Source organism: Pseudomonas sp. GD03944 (genome assembly GCF_029839275.1).
Classification (GTDB): Bacteria; Pseudomonadota; Gammaproteobacteria; order Pseudomonadales; family Pseudomonadaceae; genus Aquipseudomonas.
Genome location: NZ_JAOCAH010000001.1, coordinates 257,935 through 276,890, shown reverse-complemented (window position 1 = coordinate 276,890; position 18,956 = coordinate 257,935). Strand labels below are relative to the sequence as shown.

The 18,956-nt window shown below is 66.2% G+C and carries 17 protein-coding genes and 1 tRNA gene; 11 read left to right on the top strand and 7 right to left on the bottom strand.

What is annotated here, in order from left to right; translation table 11 throughout:
* Positions 1-204 precede the first annotated feature (204 nt).
* The 3 genes from N5C28_RS01335 to mobA all read right to left on the bottom strand — a co-directional run bounded on the left by N5C28_RS01335 (position 205) and on the right by mobA (position 1,335).
* Positions 205-281 (bottom strand) — tRNA-Pro (locus N5C28_RS01335).
* A 158-nt stretch (positions 282-439) separates the two neighbouring features.
* A complete protein-coding gene (locus tag N5C28_RS01330) occupies positions 440-661 on the bottom strand; it encodes a YgdI/YgdR family lipoprotein (RefSeq protein WP_279819227.1) in 222 nt (73 codons plus the stop codon).
* Between the two features lie 80 nt (positions 662-741).
* Positions 742-1,335: a molybdenum cofactor guanylyltransferase MobA gene (gene mobA / locus N5C28_RS01325; protein ID WP_279819225.1), complete on the bottom strand. Its 594-nt coding sequence runs from the start codon at positions 1,333-1,335 to the stop codon at positions 742-744.
* A gap of 68 nt (positions 1,336-1,403) precedes the next feature.
* Between mobA and moaB the strand changes: the two genes are divergently transcribed.
* Together moaB and glp are read left to right on the top strand one after the other, a co-directional pair.
* Positions 1,404-1,943: a molybdenum cofactor biosynthesis protein B gene (gene moaB, locus N5C28_RS01320; protein WP_279819223.1), complete on the top strand. Its 540-nt coding sequence runs from the start codon at positions 1,404-1,406 to the stop codon at positions 1,941-1,943.
* Entirely contained in the window at positions 1,940-3,154 is a 1,215-nt protein-coding gene (glp, locus tag N5C28_RS01315) for a gephyrin-like molybdotransferase Glp (RefSeq protein WP_279819221.1), read from the top strand. Before moaB ends, glp begins: the two co-directional genes overlap by 4 nt.
* Before the next feature lie 38 nt (positions 3,155-3,192).
* On the opposite strand, the gene N5C28_RS01310 is transcribed toward glp, so the two are convergent.
* Positions 3,193-4,233, bottom strand: coding sequence for an AraC family transcriptional regulator (locus N5C28_RS01310; RefSeq protein ID WP_279819219.1), 1,041 nt, complete (start codon positions 4,231-4,233; stop codon positions 3,193-3,195).
* Between the two features lie 127 nt (positions 4,234-4,360).
* Here N5C28_RS01310 and N5C28_RS01305 point away from each other — a divergent pair, with 127 nt between their 5' ends.
* Genes N5C28_RS01305 through N5C28_RS01295 form a run of 3 tightly spaced genes read left to right on the top strand, consistent with a single transcriptional unit; the run spans position 4,361 to position 9,116 of the window.
* The gene (locus N5C28_RS01305) at positions 4,361-5,956 is read left to right on the top strand and encodes an FAD-binding oxidoreductase (RefSeq protein WP_279819218.1); all 1,596 of its coding nucleotides are present in this window, start codon (positions 4,361-4,363) and stop codon (positions 5,954-5,956) included.
* Positions 5,953-7,539 (top strand): glycerol-3-phosphate dehydrogenase/oxidase, encoded by a 1,587-nt coding sequence (locus tag N5C28_RS01300; protein WP_279819215.1) that lies wholly within the window; start codon positions 5,953-5,955, stop codon positions 7,537-7,539. Before N5C28_RS01305 ends, N5C28_RS01300 begins: the two co-directional genes overlap by 4 nt.
* 17 nt (positions 7,540-7,556) lie before the next feature.
* Positions 7,557-9,116, top strand: a complete 1,560-nt coding sequence (locus N5C28_RS01295; protein ID WP_279819213.1) for an FGGY-family carbohydrate kinase — start codon at positions 7,557-7,559, stop codon at positions 9,114-9,116.
* 35 nt (positions 9,117-9,151) lie between these two features.
* Here the strand turns inward: N5C28_RS01295 and N5C28_RS01290 are convergent, their stop codons facing one another.
* A complete protein-coding gene (locus tag N5C28_RS01290; RefSeq protein ID WP_279819210.1) occupies positions 9,152-9,850 on the bottom strand; it encodes a pirin family protein in 699 nt (232 codons plus the stop codon).
* A 215-nt stretch (positions 9,851-10,065) separates the two neighbouring features.
* Here N5C28_RS01290 and yegS point away from each other — a divergent pair, with 215 nt between their 5' ends.
* From yegS to N5C28_RS01275, 3 genes are all read left to right on the top strand, one after another.
* Entirely contained in the window at positions 10,066-10,971 is a 906-nt protein-coding gene (gene yegS, locus N5C28_RS01285; RefSeq protein WP_279819208.1) for a lipid kinase YegS, read from the top strand.
* A gap of 119 nt (positions 10,972-11,090) precedes the next feature.
* Complete coding sequence (locus N5C28_RS01280; protein ID WP_279819206.1) at positions 11,091-12,026, top strand: chemotaxis protein CheV; 936 nt, start codon at positions 11,091-11,093, stop codon at positions 12,024-12,026.
* A 111-nt stretch (positions 12,027-12,137) separates the two neighbouring features.
* Complete coding sequence (locus N5C28_RS01275; RefSeq protein ID WP_279819204.1) at positions 12,138-12,941, top strand: MOSC domain-containing protein; 804 nt, start codon at positions 12,138-12,140, stop codon at positions 12,939-12,941.
* 51 nt (positions 12,942-12,992) lie between these two features.
* Here N5C28_RS01275 and N5C28_RS01270 read toward each other — a convergent pair whose 3' ends face one another.
* On the bottom strand, positions 12,993-14,921 hold the full coding sequence (locus tag N5C28_RS01270) for a transglycosylase SLT domain-containing protein (protein ID WP_279819201.1): 1,929 nt from the start codon (positions 14,919-14,921) through the stop codon (positions 12,993-12,995).
* A gap of 302 nt (positions 14,922-15,223) precedes the next feature.
* On the opposite strand from N5C28_RS01270, the gene N5C28_RS01265 reads away from it, so the two are divergent.
* Together N5C28_RS01265 and N5C28_RS01260 are read left to right on the top strand one after the other, a co-directional pair.
* The gene (locus tag N5C28_RS01265) at positions 15,224-17,149 is read left to right on the top strand and encodes an ATP-binding cassette domain-containing protein (protein ID WP_279819199.1); all 1,926 of its coding nucleotides are present in this window, start codon (positions 15,224-15,226) and stop codon (positions 17,147-17,149) included.
* Between the two features lie 36 nt (positions 17,150-17,185).
* On the top strand, positions 17,186-17,872 hold the full coding sequence (locus N5C28_RS01260) for a hypothetical protein (RefSeq protein WP_279819196.1): 687 nt from the start codon (positions 17,186-17,188) through the stop codon (positions 17,870-17,872).
* Between the two features lie 45 nt (positions 17,873-17,917).
* On the opposite strand, the gene N5C28_RS01255 is transcribed toward N5C28_RS01260, so the two are convergent.
* A complete protein-coding gene (locus N5C28_RS01255) occupies positions 17,918-18,358 on the bottom strand; it encodes a universal stress protein (RefSeq protein WP_279819193.1) in 441 nt (146 codons plus the stop codon).
* A gap of 87 nt (positions 18,359-18,445) precedes the next feature.
* Here N5C28_RS01255 and N5C28_RS01250 point away from each other — a divergent pair, with 87 nt between their 5' ends.
* The gene (locus tag N5C28_RS01250) at positions 18,446-18,883 is read left to right on the top strand and encodes a hypothetical protein (RefSeq protein ID WP_279819191.1); all 438 of its coding nucleotides are present in this window, start codon (positions 18,446-18,448) and stop codon (positions 18,881-18,883) included.
* Positions 18,884-18,956 lie beyond the last annotated feature (73 nt).

The following is an 18,956-nucleotide window of genomic DNA, read 5'->3' as shown; positions in this document are numbered from 1 at the left end:
ATGATTGCGGCATACCAATCGGCATACCATTCTGGGCAGGATAGGCTGAAACAATAGGGCTTGATCGTACCCACGCTCCGCGTGGGCACGCATCCCGTGACGCTCTGCGTCACCGAGGGTGGAGGGTGCGCAGATATCTAAGCTGAGAAGGAAAAACAGCAGAAACGAAAAAGCCCGCTTTTTAAGGCGGGCTTTTTGGGGATTTGGTCGGAGAGACAGGATTCGAACCTGCGACCTTCTCGTCCCGAACGAGACGCGCTACCAAGCTGCGCTACACTCCGAATAGGTCGAGATTGTACTGAAAAAGTTTTACCGCACAAGGGGTTAGCGGGAAATTTTTTACCGACGGCGGGGAGCTGACGAGCGGTGCAGGGAGGGGAAACGCGGAATGTCGGGGCATTGCGCAGGCCCTGGCGTGCCAGGGCCTGTTCGAGGCGGGTTACAGCTCTTTTACGGTGCGAACCTGGTCTTTGTTGACCTTGGCGCGCTTGCCGTCGAGTTGCTCGAACTCGTAGAAGCCGGACTCGTCGTCGTAATCGGGGTGATCCACGGTTTGAATCTCGCGGCCGTCATTCAGGGTGATCACTGATGGCGATGCGCAGCCGGCCAGGGTAACCAGGCCAAGGGCGAGCAACAGGGCGGGAATAGTCCGTTGAATCATGGTGAGATCTCCTTGCACGGTACGTAAGTGTTTACCTTGGCTCAGATGGGGAATTGGCAGCCAAGTTCCGTGATCGCCCTTCATTGTTGGCTTTTGTTGACCTGGGTCAGCAGCTCGGGCGTGTTCAGGTTGGCCAGGCGCGGGTCGCCCTGGGGGCAGTCCACCGCGACCGGCGAGAAGGGCCGCAACCAGCGCTGCGGGCTGCGTTCGCCGCTCTGCCATGCGCTTTCCAGCGAAGCGGCGAGGGCCGTGGGGATCACGCAGAACAGCGGTTCCCAATACTCGCCCTGGCGCAGCATGACCGGTCGTTCGCTGGCTTTTTCCAGCAGGCTGTCGATCAGGGCGGCGTCGATCAGCGGGGCGTCGCAGGGCAAGACCAGAACCTGGGCGTGGCGGGCGATCCGCAGGCCGGCGCGGATGCCGGCCAGGGGCCCTGGGAAATCCGCCTCACCGTCGTCCACGCAGTGATCGGCGTAGGCGGCGTACTGCTCGCGGTTGCGGTTGCAGGAGATGATCAGGTCGTCGGTCAGCCCGCGCACCTGGTCGTGCAGCCAGGCGATCAGGGGGCGCCCGTTCCACTCCACGAGGCCTTTGTCGCGCCCGCCCATGCGTTGGCCGCGGCCACCGGCGAGCAGCAGCACGGAGCAGGGGGGACGTAATGTCGCAGCGGGCATGGCAGGGCCTCCAAAGGCGGGGCTGTGATATAACATCGGGCATTCTCTCCGACAACTGGAAGCCTGCCATGAACCACAAGGCCGAGGCGGTATTCGTGCCGCTGAATATCGCCGTTCTGACCGTCAGCGACACCCGTACGCTGGAAACCGATACCTCCGGTCAACTGTTCGTCGACCGCCTCAAGGCCGCCGGGCACAACCTGGCTGCCCGGGTTCTGCTCAAGGACGACCTGTACAAGATCCGCGCCCAGGTCGCCACCTGGATCGCTGAAGACGAAGTACAGGTGGTGCTGATCACCGGTGGCACCGGCTTCACCGGCCGCGACAGCACCCCGGAGGCCGTGACCTGCCTGCTGGATAAGCAGGTGGACGGTTTTGGCGAGCTGTTCCGGCAGATTTCCGTGGCCGACATCGGCACCTCCACCGTGCAGTCCCGCGCTTTGGCCGGGCTGTCCAACGGCACGCTGGTGTGCTGCCTGCCGGGCTCGACCAATGCCTGCCGCACCGCCTGGGAAGGCATCCTGGCCGAGCAACTGGACGCCCGTCACCGCCCCTGCAACTTCGTGCCGCACCTGAAGCAGGCCGCGCCTTGCGAGAGCCGTGGATGAGCTGCTGTGACCAGCCGGGCCTGATGCCGGTCGAGACCGCCCTCGAGCGTTTGATGGCGTTGGCGGATGCCGCGCCCATTGCCGGGAGCGAGTCGCTGCCGTTGAGCCAGGCCGACGGCCGGGTGCTGGCCGAGCCGCTGGTAGCGACCCTGGACCTGCCGCCATGGCCGAACAGTGCCATGGACGGTTACGCGTTGTGCCTGGCGGACTGGACCGGTGAGCCACTGGTGGTCAGTCAGCGGATTCAGGCGGGCAACGCGCCGCAGCCGCTGCAGCCGGGAACCTGCGCACGCATCTTCACCGGCGCGCCGCTGCCGGACGGGGCCGACACGGTAGAGATGCAGGAGAACGTGCAGGTCGCGGATGACGGCCGGGTGACCTTCCTCGAGCCGTTGCGGGTCGGCCAGAACGTGCGCCCCCAAGGCCAGGAAACCCGCACCGGCGACGCCGTACTGCCTGCCGGCACGCGCCTGGGGCCGATCGAGCTGGGCCTGGCTGCGTCCCTCGGTGCCGCCCAGTTGCTGGTGCGCCGCCGCGCGCGGGTGGCGGTGCTGTCCACCGGTGACGAGCTGGTCGAACCCGGCCAGCTGCTGGGGCCTGGGCAGATCTACAACAGCAACCGGCGCCTGCTGATGACCTGGCTGCAACGCCTGGGCTGCGAGGTGGTGGATGCCGGCATCCTGGTCGATGACCTGGACAAGACCCGCGAGGCACTGGCGTCCCTGGGCGATGTCGACCTGATTCTGTCCACCGGCGGTGTGTCGGTGGGCGAGGCGGATTTCCTCGGCGTGGCCTTGCGTGAGGCCGGCGAGTTGGCGTTGTGGAAGCTGGCGATCAAGCCGGGCAAGCCGCTGACCTGCGGGCAGTTCCGGGGTGTGCCGGTGATCGGTTTGCCGGGCAACCCGGCATCGACCCTGGTGACCTTCGGCCTGCTGGCGCGACCCTATCTGCTGCGCCGCATGGGCGTGACGCGGGTCGAGCCGCTGGGCTTCCCGATGCCGGCCGGCTTCACCTGGAGCAAGCCGGGCAAGCGCCGCGAGTACTTGCGTGCCCGTCTGCAGGATGGCCGGGTGGTGCCGTACCCGAACCAGAGCTCCGGGGTGCTGCGCAGTGCTGCCTGGGCCGAGGGGATCGCCGAGGTGCTGGAGAACAGCACGCTGGCAGAGGGCGACAGCCTGCGCTTCATTCCGCTCAGCGAGATTCTCGGTTAGGTGTCTGGCCGGGGCGCCGACATCGGCGCCCCGGTCGGTTACAGCGGCGGGGTATCGGCGGCACGCCGCCGGCTTTCGCGGAATTCGCCGGGTGTCAGCCCGGTCCAGCCCTTGAAACTGCGGTGGAACGAACGCGACTCGGTGAAGCCCAGGTAGTTGGCAATGTCCTGGATCGCCAGGTCGCTGCGCAGCAGGTAGTGCTCGGCCAGTTCCTGGCGCAACTCATCGAGAATCTGTTGGTAGCTGGTGCCGGCGTGCTGCAGGTGGCGCTGCAGGGTGCGCACCGTCATGTCGAATTTTTCCGCCACCCGTTCCTTGCGCGGCAAACCGTCCTTGAGCAGCAGGCGCAGGGCGTTCTTGACCCGCAGGGGCAGCGGCTCGTTGTCGTCCAGTCCGGCCATCAGGGTCAGGGCGTGTTCTTCCAGGGTCCGTAGCAGCGTGGCGTCGGCCTGGCGCAGCGGCACGCCGAGGTAGGCCAGGGGCACCAGCAACGCATTGCAGGGCTGCTCGAAGCGGATCGGGCAGCCAAACAGGGTTTCGTATTCGTTGAGGTCGGCCGCTTCGGGCTTGGGGTGTTCGAACCAGACTTCGCTGGGTGATTGCTGCGAGTCGGCGATCCAGCGTGCATAGAGCAGCCAGGACGCCAGCACGTTCTCCACCATGTGCCGGCGGATCTCCGCGGTCTGGTGCCGGCAGTTCCAGATCAGCTTCACGTGCCCGTCGCCGGGCTCGACCCGGCTCACGCCCATGTCACCCACCAGTTTCTCGTACGGAACGATGCGGCTCATGGCTTCGCCGAGGGTGGAGCAGTTCATGGTGATGTAGCCCAGCACGCTCCACGAGCCCGGCTGCACGAAGCGCGCCGAATGCAGGCCGAACAGCGGGTCGTCGGAGACCTGCATGAGGTGCTGCAGCAGGCGTTCGTGGGCTTCGCTGGGGATGCGTTTGCTGTTGTCGGCCAGGGCCTCGGCGGTCAGCCCGGCGGCGCTCAGGGCCTGGTCCATGTCGAGGCCGAGGTGCTCGGCATGGCGCAGGTATTTGAGCAGGGCGGGGACGGAGGTATAGCCGAGGTTATCCATGGTTTTTTTCTTGTTCTGGTTGGCTTGATTGGCGATATGGCCTGTCCTGATACGACAGTGACGCCCGACCGTGGCCGGCTAGTATAGGCAGCCAACAGGCGTGATCGGAATATCCGGGGAGAGGCAAATGCGACGTTGGAACGGCTGGGGTGACGAGGCGACCGTGGTGGAACTACCGCCACAGGGCGAGGCCTTCCTGAATGAGCTGGTCGGCCCCGGCCAGGCGCTGGCCGACGCCACCCTGGAGCAGGTCATCGGCCAGGTGCCGCCGTCCCGACTGCCGGCCCACCCGCTGGTGTCCCAGGATGCCGAACTGCGCGTGCGGCATGCGCGGGGGCAGAGCCTGCCGGACTGGCTGGCGATGCGCTCCGGCGATTTTGGCGTGTTCCCCGATGGCGTGGCGCTGCCGGAAACCGCCGCGCAGATTCGCGAGCTGCTGGCCTGGGCGGTCGAGCAGAACGTCACGCTGATCCCTTACGGCGGTGGCACCTCGGTGGCCGGGCACATCAACCCGGAGGCCGGCGAACGCCCGGTGCTGACCCTGTCCCTTGCGCGCATGAACCGCCTGATCGAGATCGACGAGGACAGCCTGATCGCCACCTTCGGCCCGGGTGCCAACGGCCCGCAGGTGGAAAGCCAGCTGCGCGCGCGGGGCTACACCCTCGGCCATTTCCCGCAGTCCTGGGAGCTGTCGACCCTGGGCGGCTGGGTGGCGAGCCGTTCCAGCGGCCAGCAGTCCCTGCGCTACGGTCGGATCGAGCAACTGTTCGCCGGCGGCCAGGTCGAGACCTTTGCCGGCACCCTGTCGATTCCGACCTTTCCGGCGTCCGCCGCCGGGCCTGACCTGCGCGAGGTGATCATGGGCTCGGAAGGGCGCTTCGGCATCATTTCCGAGGTCAAGGTGCGCATTTCCCGCCCGGCCGATGACGAGCGCTTCTACGCCGTGTTCCTGCCGAACTGGGCCCAGGCGTTGCAGGCCATCCGCACCCTGGCCCAGGCGCGGGTGCCGCTGTCCATGCTGCGCCTGTCGAATGCCATCGAAACCCGCACGCAGCTGGCCCTGGCCGGTCACCCGCAGCAGATCGCCTGGCTGGAAAAGTACCTGGCCCTGCGCGGCGCAGGGGATGGCAAATGCATGCTGACCTTCGGTGTGACCGGCAGCCGGGTGCAGAACGCGGCCTCGCTGAAACAGGCCAAACACCTGCTGAAAGGCTTCGGCGGGGTGTTCACCGGCACCCTGCTGGGCAAGAAGTGGGCACAGAACCGTTTCCGTTTCCCTTACCTGCGCCATGCCCTGTGGAGCGCCGGTTATGCGGTGGACACCCTGGAAACCGCCACCGACTGGAGCAATGTCGACAGCCTGCTGAACCAGGTCGAGAGCAGCCTGCGCGACGGCTTGGCGGGCGAGGGCGAGCAGGTGCATGTGTTCACCCACTTGTCCCATGTGTATGGCGAAGGCTCGAGCATCTACACCACGTACGTGTTCCGCCCCGGTAGCAGCTATGAGCAGGCGATGGCGCGCTGGCAGACCCTCAAGCACGCGGCCAGCCAGGTCATCGCCGAGGGGCGCGGCACCATCAGCCACCAGCACGGGGTCGGGCGTGACCATGCGCCGTACCTGGCGGCGGAAAAAGGTGCATTGGGCATGGCGGCGCTGCAGGCGCTGTCCGACCATTTCGATCCAGACCAGCGCCTGGCACCGGGCGTCCTGTTGCCAAAATGACCACATCGAGCTGGAACGCCGCCTGGCGCGACCAGGCGCTGCCCGAGCTGGCGGCGCGGGACTGGGACCTGATCGTCGTCGGCGGCGGCATCAGCGGGGCCGGCATCCTGCGGGAAGCTGCGCGGCGCGGCTGGCGCTGCCTGCTGCTGGAGCAGCGCGATTTCGCCTGGGGCACGTCCAGCCGCTCGTCAAAGATGGTGCACGGCGGGCTGCGCTACATCGCCAAGGGCCAGCTCAAGCTGACCCGTGATTCGGTGCGCGAGCGCCAGCGCCTGTTGCAGGAAGCGCCCGGTCTGGTGGATCCCCTGAGTTTCGTCATGGCCCATTACCAGGGCGGCTTTCCCGGCCCCAAGGTGTTCGGCGGCCTGCTGGCGGTGTACGACGCCCTGGCTGGCAAGCGCAACCACCTCTACTACCCGCTGATGCAATTGCGCTTCCTCGCGCCCGGCCTGAAAGAAGACGGCCTGCTGGGCGGTACCCGCTTTTTCGACGCAGTGACCGATGACGCACGCCTGGTGCAGCGCGTGCTGGGCGAGGCCCGGGCGGACGGTGGCGAGGCGCTGAACGGGGTGCGCGTGGTGGAGCTGCTGCGCGAGGGTGAGCAGGTGGTCGGCCTGGTCGGCGAAGACCGGGAGAGCGGCCAGCGCCATACCTTCCGTTGCCGCGCCGTGGCCCAGGCCACTGGCGCCTGGGCCGACAGCCTGCGTCGCCACGGTGGGCTGGAGCACATCCGCCCGTTGCGTGGCAGCCACCTGCTGCTGCCGGCCTGGCGGCTGCCGGTGGCCCATGCCTTCAGTTTCATGCACGGGGCCGACAAGCGCCCGGTGTTCGTCTTCCCGTGGGAGGGGGCGACGGTGGTCGGCACCACCGACCTCGACCACCGCGACCCGCTGGACCTGGATGCCCGCATCAATCAGGACGAGCTGGACTACCTGCTGGAGGCTTGCCGCCAGCAGTTCCCTGGCGCGGCGATCACGGCGGCGGACGTGCTGTCCACATGGGCCGGGGTGCGTCCGGTGGTCAGCGATGGCGCGGGTGGGCGCACGCCATCGGACGAAAAGCGCGAGCACGCCCTCTGGGTCGAACCCGGCTGCGTGACCCTGGCCGGCGGCAAGCTGACCACCTTCCGCCTGCTGGCGCTGGAAGTGCTGCGGGCTTGCGCGGCCTTCGTCGGGCGTCCGGTCAGCGACCAGGGCAGCGCGGTGTTCAAGGTCGCGACAGCGCCCGCGATGCCGGGGCTCAGCCCGGCCCGGCAGCGGCGTCTGGCCGGACGGCACGGGCGCGAGCTGCCCGGCCTGCTGGCGCTGATGGCCGAGGTCGGCAGCGAGCCGGTTGCCGGCACCGACACCCTGTGGGCCGAACTGGCCTGGGCGGCGCAGAACGAGCTGGTGCTGCACCTGGATGACTTGCTGCTGCGCCGTACCCGGATCGGCCTGCTGCTGGCCGGTGGCGCGGTGGCCGAGCTGCCGCGCGTTCGCTCGCTGTGCCAGCTGCGCCTGGGCTGGAGCGACGCGCGCTGGGACCAGGAACAACGTGATTACCTGCAGCTCTGGCACCGCTGCTACAGCCTGCCAACGGCCTGATGCGCGAGGAGTGCACCGTGAGCGAGAAAAGCTACCTGCTGGCCATCGATAACGGCACCCAGAGCGTGCGGGCGCTGCTGTTCGACCTGCAGGGCAACCTGCTCGGCAAGGGCAAGGTCGACCTGGACGCCTACTACGCCGACCAGCCCGGCTGGGCCGAGCAGGACCCGGAGTACTACTGGCGCAGCCTGGGCGAAGCCTGTCAGCTGTTGTGGCAGCAGGTGGACATCGACCGCCGGCTGATCAAGGGCGTGTCGCTGACCACCCAGCGCGGCACGCTGATCAACGTGGATGCCCAGGGCGTGCCGCTGCGCCCGGCGATCCTCTGGCTGGACCAGCGCCAGGCCGAGGTCCGGGGCCGGATGAAAGGCCCCTGGGGCTGGCTGTTCAGGCTGCTGCGTCTGGAGGCCACCGTGGATTACTTCCGCGCCCAGGCCGAGGTCAACTGGATCGCCCAGCAGCAGCCGGAGATCTGGGCCCGGACCGACAAGGTGTTGCTGTTGTCCGGTTTTCTCAGCCACCGCCTGTGCGGGCGCTTCGTCGACTCCGTGGCTTGCTGCGTGGCCTACCTGCCATTCGACTACAAGCAGCTGCGCTGGGCGGGCGCCCGGGACTGGAAGTGGTTGTCGATGCCGGTACGTCGCGAGCAACTGCCGGCGCTGTACAAGCCGGGCGAGCAACTGGGCACCATCACCGCGGCGGCCAGCGCCCACACCGGGATTCCCGAAGGCCTGCCGCTGATCGCCGCCGGCGCCGACAAGGCCTGCGAGGTGCTGGGCGCGGGCGGGGTGGAGCCGCACATCGCCTGCCTGTCCTACGGCACCACGGCGACCATCAACACCACGCGGCGGTCCTACTTGGAAACCGTGCCGCTGATCCCGCCGTACCCGGCGGCGATTCCCGATCACTACAACACCGAGGTGATGATTTTCCGTGGCTTCTGGATGGTCAGCTGGTTCAAGCAGCAGTTCGGCCTGCTCGAGATGCAGCGGGCGCCGGGGTTGGGGGTCGAGCCGGAGGTGCTGTTCGATGAGCTGGTCAACGCCGTGCCGCCAGGCTCCATGGGGCTGATGCTGCAACCCTACTGGTCGCCGGGCATTCGCGAACCGGGGCTGGAGGCCAAGGGCTCGATCATCGGCTTTGGCGACGTGCACACCCGGGCACACCTGTACCGCGCCATCCTGGAAGGGCTGGCCTACGCGTTGCGCCAGGGCAAGGAAAAGATCGAGAAACGCTCGGGAACGCAGATCACCCGCCTGCGGGTGTCCGGGGGCGGTTCGCAGAGTGACGCAGCCATGCAGCTGACCGCCGATATCTTCGGCTTGCCGGCGGAGCGGGCGCATGTCTATGAAACGTCTGGCCTGGGAGCGGCCATCGATTGTGCGGTGGGGCTGGGGCTGCATGCGGATTTCCCCACGGCCATCCAGGCGATGACCCGGGTCGGCCGGGTGTTCCAGCCCAATCCCCAGGCGCAGCGGACCTACGAGCAGCTGTATGTCGAGGTCTACCAGCGCATGTACAAGCAACTCAGGCCGCTGTACCGGGCAATTCGGCGAATCACCCGTTACCCGGCCTGAGGTGTGTGGAGGCAGGCCATGGCGCCTGCTTCCGGTCAGGCCACATCGACCAGCACGATCTCGCTGTCTTCCAGGGCGGTGACCCGCACCGTCTCGACATCACGCACCGCGACACCGTCCCGCGCCTTGGCGGGCACGCCGTTGACCTCGAACTGGCCGGTGGCACCGACCAGGTAGGCCTTGCGGCCGCCGCACAGGTGGTACTCGGCGCTCTGGCCGGCTTTCAGGTTGGCCGCCACCAGCCGCGCGTTGACGCGGATGGACAGCGCGTCCTGGTCGCCTTCGACACCGCTGGCCAGGGTCACGAACTGGCCGGCGCGATCATCTTTCGGGAACGGCCGCGCGCCCCAGGAGGGTGGCGAATCGAACTGATCCGGGGTGATCCAGATCTGAAAGATGGTGGTGGTCTCGTCTTCCAGGTTGTATTCGCTGTGGGCGATACCGGTGCCAGCGCTCATGACCTGCACGTCGCCCGCTTCGGTACGGCCCTGGTTGCCCAGGTTGTCCTTGTGGGTGATCGCGCCTTGGCGTACATAGGTGATGATCTCCATGTCGCGGTGCGGGTGCGCCGGGAAGCCGGATTGCGGCGCGATCTCGTCGTCGTTCCACACGCGCAGCTGGCCCCAGTTCATACGGGTCGGGTCGTAGTACTCGGCGAAGGAGAAGTGATGGCGGGCATTCAGCCAGCCGTGGTGGGCACCACCGAGTTGTTCGAAGGGGCGTACGTCGATCATGGTCCTATCCTCTCAGGTCGCTGCCGCGGGTTCGGCAGCGGTTGTCGTGGCGAGCATGATCTATCAGCTATTGTTGGAATAAAATGCTGATTTGTTGGGTGTATTTATCAGGTTATTAGATGGGTTTTGAGGCCGTTTCGACGCGGCCCACAACCCCCGAATTCGTTCTTCGCGTGCCGGGCACGCGGGCTCCCTACGAGGGTGAGGACACAGGTATGCACGAGCGCAAGGCGTTGTTGATCCTGCATGGCAAGCAGGCCATGAACGAGGAGGTGCGGGCCGCCGTGGCCGCTCGCCGAGAAGACGGCTGGGAGCTGGCGGTACGGGTGACCTGGGAGGCGGGCGACACCCAGCGCCTGGTCGAGGAAGCGCTGGCGGCGGGCTACCCCACGCTGATCGCTGGCGGTGGTGACGGCACCCTGCGCGAGGTGGCGGAAACCATGGCCAAGGCGCAAAGCACGGCGAGCCTGGCGCTGCTGCCACTGGGCACGGCCAACGACTTCGCCCACGCCGCGGGCATTTCCGACAACCCGCTGGAGGCACTGGCGCTGCTGGACACCCCGGCCCGGCCCATCGACATGGGCGAAGTGGATGGGCAGTGGTTTCTCAACATGGCGACCGGCGGCTTCGGTTCCAACGTCACTGCCAATACCTCGGAAGACCTCAAGCGCGTGCTGGGCGGAGCGGCCTACCTGCTGACCGGCCTGACCCGGTTTGCCGAGGTGCGCTCGGCATTCGGCCGCTTCCACGGACCGGATTTCGCCTGGGAGGGCGAGTTCCTGGCCCTGGGCATCGGCAACGGGCGCCAAGCCGGCGGCGGCCATCCGCTGTGCCCCAAGGCGCTGGTCGACGACGGCCTGCTGGATATCTGCATCGTGCCGGCCGCCACCGACGTGGTAGGGACCCTAGGCACGCTGTTGTCCGGTGGTATCAATGGCCTGGACAGCATTTCCCTGAGTGCACGGTTGCCCTGGCTGGAAATCGAGGCCGCCGAGGGGCTGGACCTCAACCTCGACGGCGAACCGATGGAAAACCACCGGCTGCGTTTCGATGCCCGGCCCGGTGCTTTGCGCGTGCACTTGCCAACCGGTTCACCGTTGCTGGCGGAAGGCGATCAATAGCAGTGGTGCGGGCCTGATGGGTCGGGCATGATGGCGCTCTGCCATGCTCCTACAGCTCTGCCATCGCTGGCCGATACAGGTGTAGCTGAGCTGCATTCGATCAATCACAGGAGCCCCTAATGGCTGGCATTCTCGACTCGGTAGACCAACGTACCCAACTGGTGGGTGAGAACCGCCTGGAAATCCTGATGTTCCGTCTGGCCGGACGGCAGTTGTTCGCGATCAACGTGTTCAAGGTGCAGGAAGTCCTGCAGATGCCGAAGCTGACCCTGATGCCGCACCGGCACCGTTTCGTCTGCGGCGTGGTCAACCTGCGCGGGCAGACCCTGCCGGTGATCGACCTGTCCCAGGCCATCGGCATGCGCCCGATCGTGCCGGATGAGCGCAGCACCATCATCGTCACCGAGTACAACCGCTCGGTGCAGGCGTTCCTGGTGGGCGGGGTCGACCGCATCCTCAACCTGAACTGGGAATCCATCCTGCCGCCACCGGGTGGCGCAGGTCGCCAGCACTACCTGACGGCGATCACCAAGGTCGACGAGCAACTGGTGGAAATCATCGACGTCGAGAAGGTGCTGGCGGAGATCGTGCCGTACAACGCGAAGATTTCCGGCGAGCGCCTCAGCGACCCTGTACTGGCTCGCGCGGCCGGGCGCGAAGTGCTGCTGGTGGATGATTCCAGCGTGGCCCTGGCGCAATTGCGCGACACCCTCACCCAGTTGGGGCTCAAGCTGCACGTGGCCACCGACGGCCTCAAGGGCCTGCAGATGCTCAAGAAGTGGGCGGACGCCGGCGAGGTGCTGACCGACAAGCTGCTGATGGTGTTCACCGATGCCGAGATGCCGGAAATGGACGGCTACCGCCTGACCACGGAAATCCGCCAGGACCCGCGCCTGAAAGGGCTCTACGTGGTGCTGCACACCTCGCTGTCGGGCAGCTTCAACGATGCCATGGTGAAGAAGGTCGGCTGCGACAACTTCCTCTCCAAGTTCCAGCCGGACAAGCTGGTCGACGTGATCCGCCAGCGCCTGCTGCTGGACGAGCCCGGCGCCTGAGTCATCGGCGGGCGGGGGCGCACCGGCCCCTGCCTGAACGGCTGTACGTTGGGGGTTGTAGGGGCGACGGCTTGCTCGTATAACGGCGTTTTCCCAACGGATGATCGACCCATGTTGCGTCTCGCCGGTTTGTACCGCTACCCCCTCAAATCCGCCATTGCCGAGCCGCTCGACAGCATCGGTCTGGATGCCCTGGGCGTGGTGGGCGACCGCCGCTGGATGCTGGTCGATGCCCAGAACGGCCGCTTCCTCACGCAGCGCGCGCTGCCCCACATGAGCCAGTTGCGCGCCCGCTGGAACCTGGCCGGCGGCCTGACCCTGAGCGCGGCCGGTCGCCCTGACCTGGACGTGGCGCTGCCTGGCGCCGACGACGCCCTGCGCGGGGTGTTCATCTGGAGCGACAGCCTACAGGTGCCGGACGCCGGCGACGAGGCCGCCGAGTGGCTCAGCGACTTCATCGGCAAGGCCTGCCGCCTGGTGCACGTGCCGGCCGAGCGTGCGCGTTTCATCCAGGGCAATCTCAGTGCCGAGGAAAAGGTCGGTTTCGCCGATGGCTTCCCGCTGCTGCTGATCGGCCAGGCCTCGCTGGACGACCTGTCTGCGCGGGTCGGGCGCCCGCTGGAAATGCTGCGTTTCCGACCGAACCTGGTGATCGAGGGCGCCGAGGCTTATGCCGAGGACACCTGGCGGCGTATCCGTATCGGCGAGGTGGAATTCAGCGTGGCCAAGGGCTGCACGCGCTGCATCCTCACCACCATCGACCCGCAGACCGGCGAGCGCAGCCGCGACCGCGAGCCGCTGACAACGCTGAAGACCTATCGGGAGCGTGAAGGCGAGGTGTACTTCGGGCAGAACCTGATCAACCTGGGCCATGGCCAGTTGCAGGTCGGCATGCCGGTCGAGGTGCTGGAGTAAGTGCAGTGACCGGGGCGAGCCAGCCTTGCGCTGCCTCGCCCCACCGTCGGATCACTGATCGTCGAAATAGCGCTCGTGCCAGCCGATCAGCGGCTGCGGCGCGTTGAGCTTCTGCCCGTAGATGACCGAGTACGACAGCACGTTCTGCACGTACTGGCGGGTTTCGTCGAACGGGATGTTCTCGATCCACACGTCATACGCCAGGTGGTCGGCACCACGCAGCCACTGGCGCACCCGGCCGGGGCCGGCGTTGTAGGCGGCCGAGGCCAGCACCCGGTTGCCGTTGAACTGGCCGTAGACCTGGCTCAGGTAGGCGGCGCCCAGCTGGATGTTCACGCTGGGCAGCAGGGCGTTGTTGGGGTTGCTCAGGGGAATGCCGAACTTGCGTGCGGTTTCCTTGGCGGTGGCCGGCATCACCTGCATCAGGCCCATGGCCCCGGCGTGGGACTTGGCGTCGGCCATGAAGGCACTTTCCTGGCGGGTGATGGCGAACACCCAGCTGGCGTGCAGGCCACGCTTCTTGGCTTCGACGGTCAGCGGCTCGCGATGGGCGATGGGGAAGCGCACGTCCAGGTCATCCCAGTACTGAGCCTGGCTGATGGTGCGGATCGCGGGGAAGTACCATTGCATGTCATAGGCCAGGCGGGCCTGGGCCACCAGCTCGTCGCGGCTGAACAGGCGGCTCACGTGGTACCACTCGCGGCGCCCGTCGACGATCTGCCCCTTGTCGTGGAATTCCATGGCGCGGCGGATGCCGGCGGTGTTGCGCACCTTCTGGATGACCTTGGGGTCGAGGGCCAGGGGGGTGTTGTTCAGCTTGTAGGGCGCCTTGACCTGGTCGGCGGCCATGAACCCATAGAAGTCACGCTCCTTGGCCAGGCTCTGGTACAGCGCCTGCGGTTCTGCGCTGTTGGGCTGGGCCAGTTGCAGGCTGCGCGCCTGCCAGTAGCGCCAGCGGTTGGTCTGGCCGAGGTCGGCGGGCATGGCGCGGGTCAGCTGGTAGGCTTCGTCCCAGCGGCCCAGGCGCAGCAGCAGGCGGGCGCGCCATTCGCTGACGGTGTTGTCGCGCAGTTCCGGGTCGTACTTGGCCATGACCTGCAGGGCACGGGCGTCGAAGCGCTTGGCCAGGGTCAGCCCGATCTCCCGGGCGATGGCGACTTTCTCAGTGTTGGAGAAGTGCATGCGCTGGGCGTAGCCGTCCAGCAGCGACAGGGCTTTTTCCGGGTCCTGGCGGGCCAGGCGGCGCAGGCCGAGGCCGACCACGTCGCCCATGGCATCGTCGACCGGGGTGAAGCGGGCGGTCTGGGTGAGAATCTGTGGCTTCTGCGCCACCTCGATCAGCAGCTTGGCGTGGTTGCCGAGGGTGGGCAGATTCTTGCTCAGGTAGGTCGCCAGGCCATAGTTGCGGGCTTCGGCGGCCAGTTTGGCGCGCTGCCAGCGTTTCTCTTCGGTCAGCTGGCCTTCGGCGGCCCAGCGGTCGAACAGGCGATCGCAGGCCTCGGGTTGCGACTTGCCCACCAGCCAGAGTTTTTCCGCGGTCTTGAAGCCTTCGGCCTGCTGGCCGTGGCTCAGCTGGTATTGCCCGTAGAGGCAGTCCAGCTCGGTGAAATTCATCGCCGGGTCGTAGTAATTTGCAAAGGTTTTCCACTCGCCGCGCTCGGCCAGCCAGCGCAACCAGCGCAATTTCATCCAGTTGGCCTGGGGCAGGTCACCATGTTCGGCGAGGAATTTCTCGATCTCGTCGTTGCTCGCCCACTTCAAACGGGCCGTCAGCTCGTCGTAGGCCAGGTAGGGTTCCAGCGGATAATCGCGCAGCGCACTGGCGTAACGCTTGTAGGGTGCGCTGTCGCCCTTGGCCAGCGCACGCTTGGCTTCATCGTAGTAAAGGCGCTGCTGGGCCAGATTGGCGGCATGGACAGTGGAGACCGTGGCAGCAGAGAGGAACAGGCAGGACAACAGACCAAGAAGACGACCGCGCATGACACTTCCGAAGTAGGCATGTGAGTGGGCGTCGGCAGTGCCGACGCTGGATGGCCCTAGCTTAGCCTTTTGCCGGGGCGCGGCGAAAGCCGCACCGCCGGCCGGCGCCTGAATGAAAAAATGCCCGCAATCGCAAGGGCCATCTCGGTTAGAATGCGCGCCCAGTTTTTGTCGTGACCGATCGTTGCGGCAACCCAGTTTTGCGACGGGGAACCCGGTGCCGCTCCAGGCGTGCGAGGCGTCATGCCAATCGCCCCATCCTGGCACCTGTTTCCCCTGTCGCTGCACACACGAGGCACACCATGACCCTGCTCAAGTTCACCGATGTTTCCCTGGCCTTTGGCGCCATGCCGCTGCTGGACAAGGTGTCTTGGCAGATCGCCCGGGGCGAGCGGGTGTGCATCATCGGGCGCAACGGCACCGGCAAGTCGAGCATGCTCAAGCTGGTCAAGGACCAGCAGAAACCCGACGACGGCGCCATCTGGCGCGCGCCGGGCCTGAAGATCGGCGAGTTGCCCCAGGAACTGCCGGTGGCCGATGGCCGCACCGTGTTCGACGTGGTCGCTCAGGGGCTCGATGGCGTTGGCGATCTGCTCGCCCAGTACCATCACCTGGCGCAGAACTGCGTGACCGAAGACGACCTGAACAAGCTCATGCACGTGCAGCAGGAGCTTGAAGCCCGTGACGGCTGGCGCCTGCAGCAACTGGTGGACAGCACCCTGAGCCGCCTGCAGTTGCCGGCCGACAAGACCCTCGCCGAGCTTTCCGGTGGCTGGCGCCGCCGTGTGCTGCTGGCCCAGGCGCTGGTCAGCGAGCCCGATCTGTTGTTGCTGGACGAGCCGACCAACCACCTGGACATCGGTGCCATCGCCTGGCTGGAAGAGGCGATCAAGGAATTCCAGGGCGCGGTGCTGTTCATCACCCACGACCGTGCCTTCCTGCAGAGCCTGGCTACGCGCATCCTCGAACTGGATCGTGGTGGGCTGATCGACTGGAATGGTGATTACGCCAGCTTCCTGGTGCACAAGGAGGCTGCGCTGGCCGCCGAAGAAACCGCCAATGCGCTGTTCGACAAGAAGCTGGCCCAGGAAGAAGTGTGGATCCGTCAGGGCATCAAGGCCCGCCGTACCCGCAACGAAGGCCGCGTGCGTGCCCTCAAGGCCCTGCGCGTGGAGCGCAGCGAGCGACGCGAGCGCACCGGCAAGGCCAACATTCAGCTGGAGGTGGCGGACAAGTCCGGCAAGCAGGTGATGGTGCTGGAGAATGTCAGCTTCGCCCATCCGGACGGCCCGCTGCTGATCAAGGATTTTTCCATGGTGCTGCAGCGCGGCGACCGCATCGGTCTGCTCGGCGCCAACGGCACCGGCAAGACCACGCTGCTCAAGCTGATGCTCGACGGCCTGCAGCCGACCGCGGGCAAGGTGGAGCAGGGCACCAAGATCGAAGTGGCGTATTTCGATCAGCTGCGCCACCAGCTCGATCTGGAAAAGACCGTGATCGACAACATTTCCGAAGGCCGCGACTTCATCGAGATCGATGGCCAGAACCGCCATGTGCTGAGCTACCTGGGCGACTTCCTGTTCAGTCCGCAGCGTGCCCGTACGCCGGTCAAGGCGCTGTCCGGCGGGGAGCGCGCCCGGCTGCTGCTGGCCAAGCTGTTCAGTAAGCCGGCCAACCTGCTGGTGCTCGACGAACCGACCAACGACCTCGACGTGGAAACCCTGGAGCTGCTCGAAGAAGTGCTTTCGAACTTCAAGGGCACGGTGTTGATGGTCAGCCACGACCGGGAATTCCTGGACAACGTGGTGACCAGCACCCTGGTCTTCGAAGGGGAAGGGCGCGTGCGCGAGTACGTGGGCGGTTATCAGGACTGGCTTCGCCAGGGCGGCTCGCCGCGCCTGCTCGGCGTGGGCGAAAGCAAGTCGGGCAAGGCCGAGCTGGCTTCGGCGGTGGTTGAACCGGTGGCTGAGGTCGCAGCCCCTGCGCCGGCCGCAGCGGCTCCCGAGGCCAAGAAGAAACTGAGCTACAAGCTGCAGCGCGAGCTGGACGCGATGCCTGAACAGATCGATGCCCTCGAACGGGAGATCGAAACGTTGCAGGCGCAGATTGGTGATCCTGCCTTCTACCAGCAGCCGGCGGAGAAGACTGCCGAGGTGCTGGCCCGTCTGCAGGCGCGGCAGGGTGAGCTGGACCTTCTGGTCGAGCGCTGGGCCGAGTTGGAAGGTTGAACGCTACGCTTATAGAAAATGCCTGATGGAGCATGCATGGCTATCGAGTACAGGATTACCCTCGACGACAACCACGAGTTCAGTTATCGCATAGAGCTGGACCGTGTGTACGACGCCGAGCAGGCCAAGACGGCGCCGAGCTGGACCCGGCTGGATTACCAGCAGTGCAGCAACTGCCCATTGAGCAAGAATGCCTTCAGCCATTGCCCGGCGGCAGTCGATCTGCACCGGGTGATCGAGGACTTCCAGGGTTTGCCGGCGTTCAAGCGGGCGTCGGTCTGGGTGCGCACGCCGGAGCGCGAGTACACCAAGCAGGTCGGGCTGGAGGAAGGGTTGCGCGCGCTGTTGGGGGTGATCATGGCCACCAGTGCCTGTCCGGTGCTGGGCAAGCTGCGGCCCATGGCGCACAACCACCTGCCGTTTGCCAACAATCAGGAATTCATCCTGCGGGCGTTTTCACTGTACCTGTCGCGGCAGTATTTCAACTTCCGCGAAGGGCGCCACGCGGACTGGGAGTTGAAGGGGCTGGTGCGGATGTTCCAGCAGTTGCAGCTGGTCAACCAGGCCTTCTGGCAGCGTATTCATGACACCTGCCAGGGCGACTCCAACCTGAAGGCGTTCCTGACGTTCTTCTCGATGTCGTCGAGCATGACCTATTCGCTGGAGACCCAGCTGCAGAAGATCCGCCCCCTGGTGATGAGCGCGGGCGGCGACTTCGATTGACGGTCCCGGCGAGCGGCGCGTTGCGTGCCGCTCGCCCGTGACGGCTTACTCCGGCTTCTTCAGGCGCACGGCCAGCACGTCACACGGTGCACCGTGCAGCACGTCGTTGGCGGTGGAGCCGAGCAGCAGGGCCAGACCATGGCGGCCGTGGCTGCCGACGATGATCAGGTCGCATTGCTGCTCACCGGCCAGGCGGTGGATTTCCTGGCGCGGCTGACCGTAGGCCAGGTGGCGGCGGTCGTTGGCCAGGTCCGGGTATTTGCTGGAGAACTTGTCCAGGCGCTCACGGGCCTGTTCGAACTGTTGCTGTTGCAGCATCGACAGGTCCATCGGGACGTCGCCACCGAAGGCCATGGCCATGGGTTCGACGATGTGAACCACCGAGAGCTTGGCGCCGCAGCTGGCCGACAGGGCTTGAGCGCGGTGCATGACCGGGTCGCATTCCTCGGTCAGGTCGACGGCGACCAGAATGTGTTGATACGGCATGGGTAACTCCTTTTAAAGGTGACCAATGGTGTTAAGTATGGCTGTCTTGAGCGTTAAAGGCAGGCTTTTCCCTACGAGATGTACTGTATGACTCCGTGGATCGTGTTGTTACTCCTGGCCGTGGTGCTCAGTCCCGTCGCGCTGCTGATGCCGTCCCGGCACCAGCGCGGCCGCATGGACATGCGCCTGCAGGCTCGGCGCCTGGGGCTGGCGATGCAGTTGTCGCGTCAGGAGTGGCCGCACTGGCTGCAACCGGCGCCGCCGAGCCCCTGCCCGCAGTACTACCGCAGCCGCCGGCGAGGGCAGGTGGACAACTGGTGCTACTGGCAGATCGAGCCGGGAAACTGGGTGAACCAGTGGCGCGAACCCTGCCCGGATGCGACATTGCTGGAACAGCTCTCCCATCTGCCCGTGGACGTCTACAAGGCGGAGGCCAGTGTGCAGATGGTTTCGCTGTACTGGGGAGAGCGGGCGTCGGCGGAAGCGTTGCAAAAGATTGCCGATTTCCTGGCGGCGCGCGCCTGAGGCGTCTTGCGCCGGGCAAAGAAAAGCCCAGTGCAGACACTGGGCTGGGGGTGTGGCCAGGCAGGCCGGAAAA

Excerpts from the sequence above, each read along its gene's own strand:
- mobA (WP_279819225.1), bottom strand. The coding sequence starts at position 1,335 with ATGCCCGCTGCGACATTACGTCCCCCCTGCTCCGTGCTGCTGCTCGCC.
- moaB (WP_279819223.1), top strand. The coding sequence starts at position 1,404 with ATGAACCACAAGGCCGAGGCGGTATTCGTGCCGCTGAATATCGCCGTT.
- N5C28_RS01255 (WP_279819193.1), bottom strand. The coding sequence starts at position 18,358 with ATGCCGTATCAACACATTCTGGTCGCCGTCGACCTGACCGAGGAATGC.
- N5C28_RS01305 (WP_279819218.1), top strand. The coding sequence starts at position 4,361 with ATGCGACGTTGGAACGGCTGGGGTGACGAGGCGACCGTGGTGGAACTA.
- N5C28_RS01310 (WP_279819219.1), bottom strand. The coding sequence starts at position 4,233 with ATGGATAACCTCGGCTATACCTCCGTCCCCGCCCTGCTCAAATACCTG.
- N5C28_RS01270 (WP_279819201.1), bottom strand. The coding sequence starts at position 14,921 with ATGCGCGGTCGTCTTCTTGGTCTGTTGTCCTGCCTGTTCCTCTCTGCT.
- glp (WP_279819221.1), top strand. The coding sequence starts at position 1,940 with ATGAGCTGCTGTGACCAGCCGGGCCTGATGCCGGTCGAGACCGCCCTC.
- N5C28_RS01275 (WP_279819204.1), top strand. The coding sequence starts at position 12,138 with ATGTTGCGTCTCGCCGGTTTGTACCGCTACCCCCTCAAATCCGCCATT.
- N5C28_RS01300 (WP_279819215.1), top strand. The coding sequence starts at position 5,953 with ATGACCACATCGAGCTGGAACGCCGCCTGGCGCGACCAGGCGCTGCCC.
- N5C28_RS01280 (WP_279819206.1), top strand. The coding sequence starts at position 11,091 with ATGGCTGGCATTCTCGACTCGGTAGACCAACGTACCCAACTGGTGGGT.
- yegS (WP_279819208.1), top strand. The coding sequence starts at position 10,066 with ATGCACGAGCGCAAGGCGTTGTTGATCCTGCATGGCAAGCAGGCCATG.
- N5C28_RS01265 (WP_279819199.1), top strand. The coding sequence starts at position 15,224 with ATGACCCTGCTCAAGTTCACCGATGTTTCCCTGGCCTTTGGCGCCATG.
- N5C28_RS01250 (WP_279819191.1), top strand. The coding sequence starts at position 18,446 with ATGACTCCGTGGATCGTGTTGTTACTCCTGGCCGTGGTGCTCAGTCCC.
- N5C28_RS01260 (WP_279819196.1), top strand. The coding sequence starts at position 17,186 with ATGGCTATCGAGTACAGGATTACCCTCGACGACAACCACGAGTTCAGT.
- N5C28_RS01290 (WP_279819210.1), bottom strand. The coding sequence starts at position 9,850 with ATGATCGACGTACGCCCCTTCGAACAACTCGGTGGTGCCCACCACGGC.
- N5C28_RS01330 (WP_279819227.1), bottom strand. The coding sequence starts at position 661 with ATGATTCAACGGACTATTCCCGCCCTGTTGCTCGCCCTTGGCCTGGTT.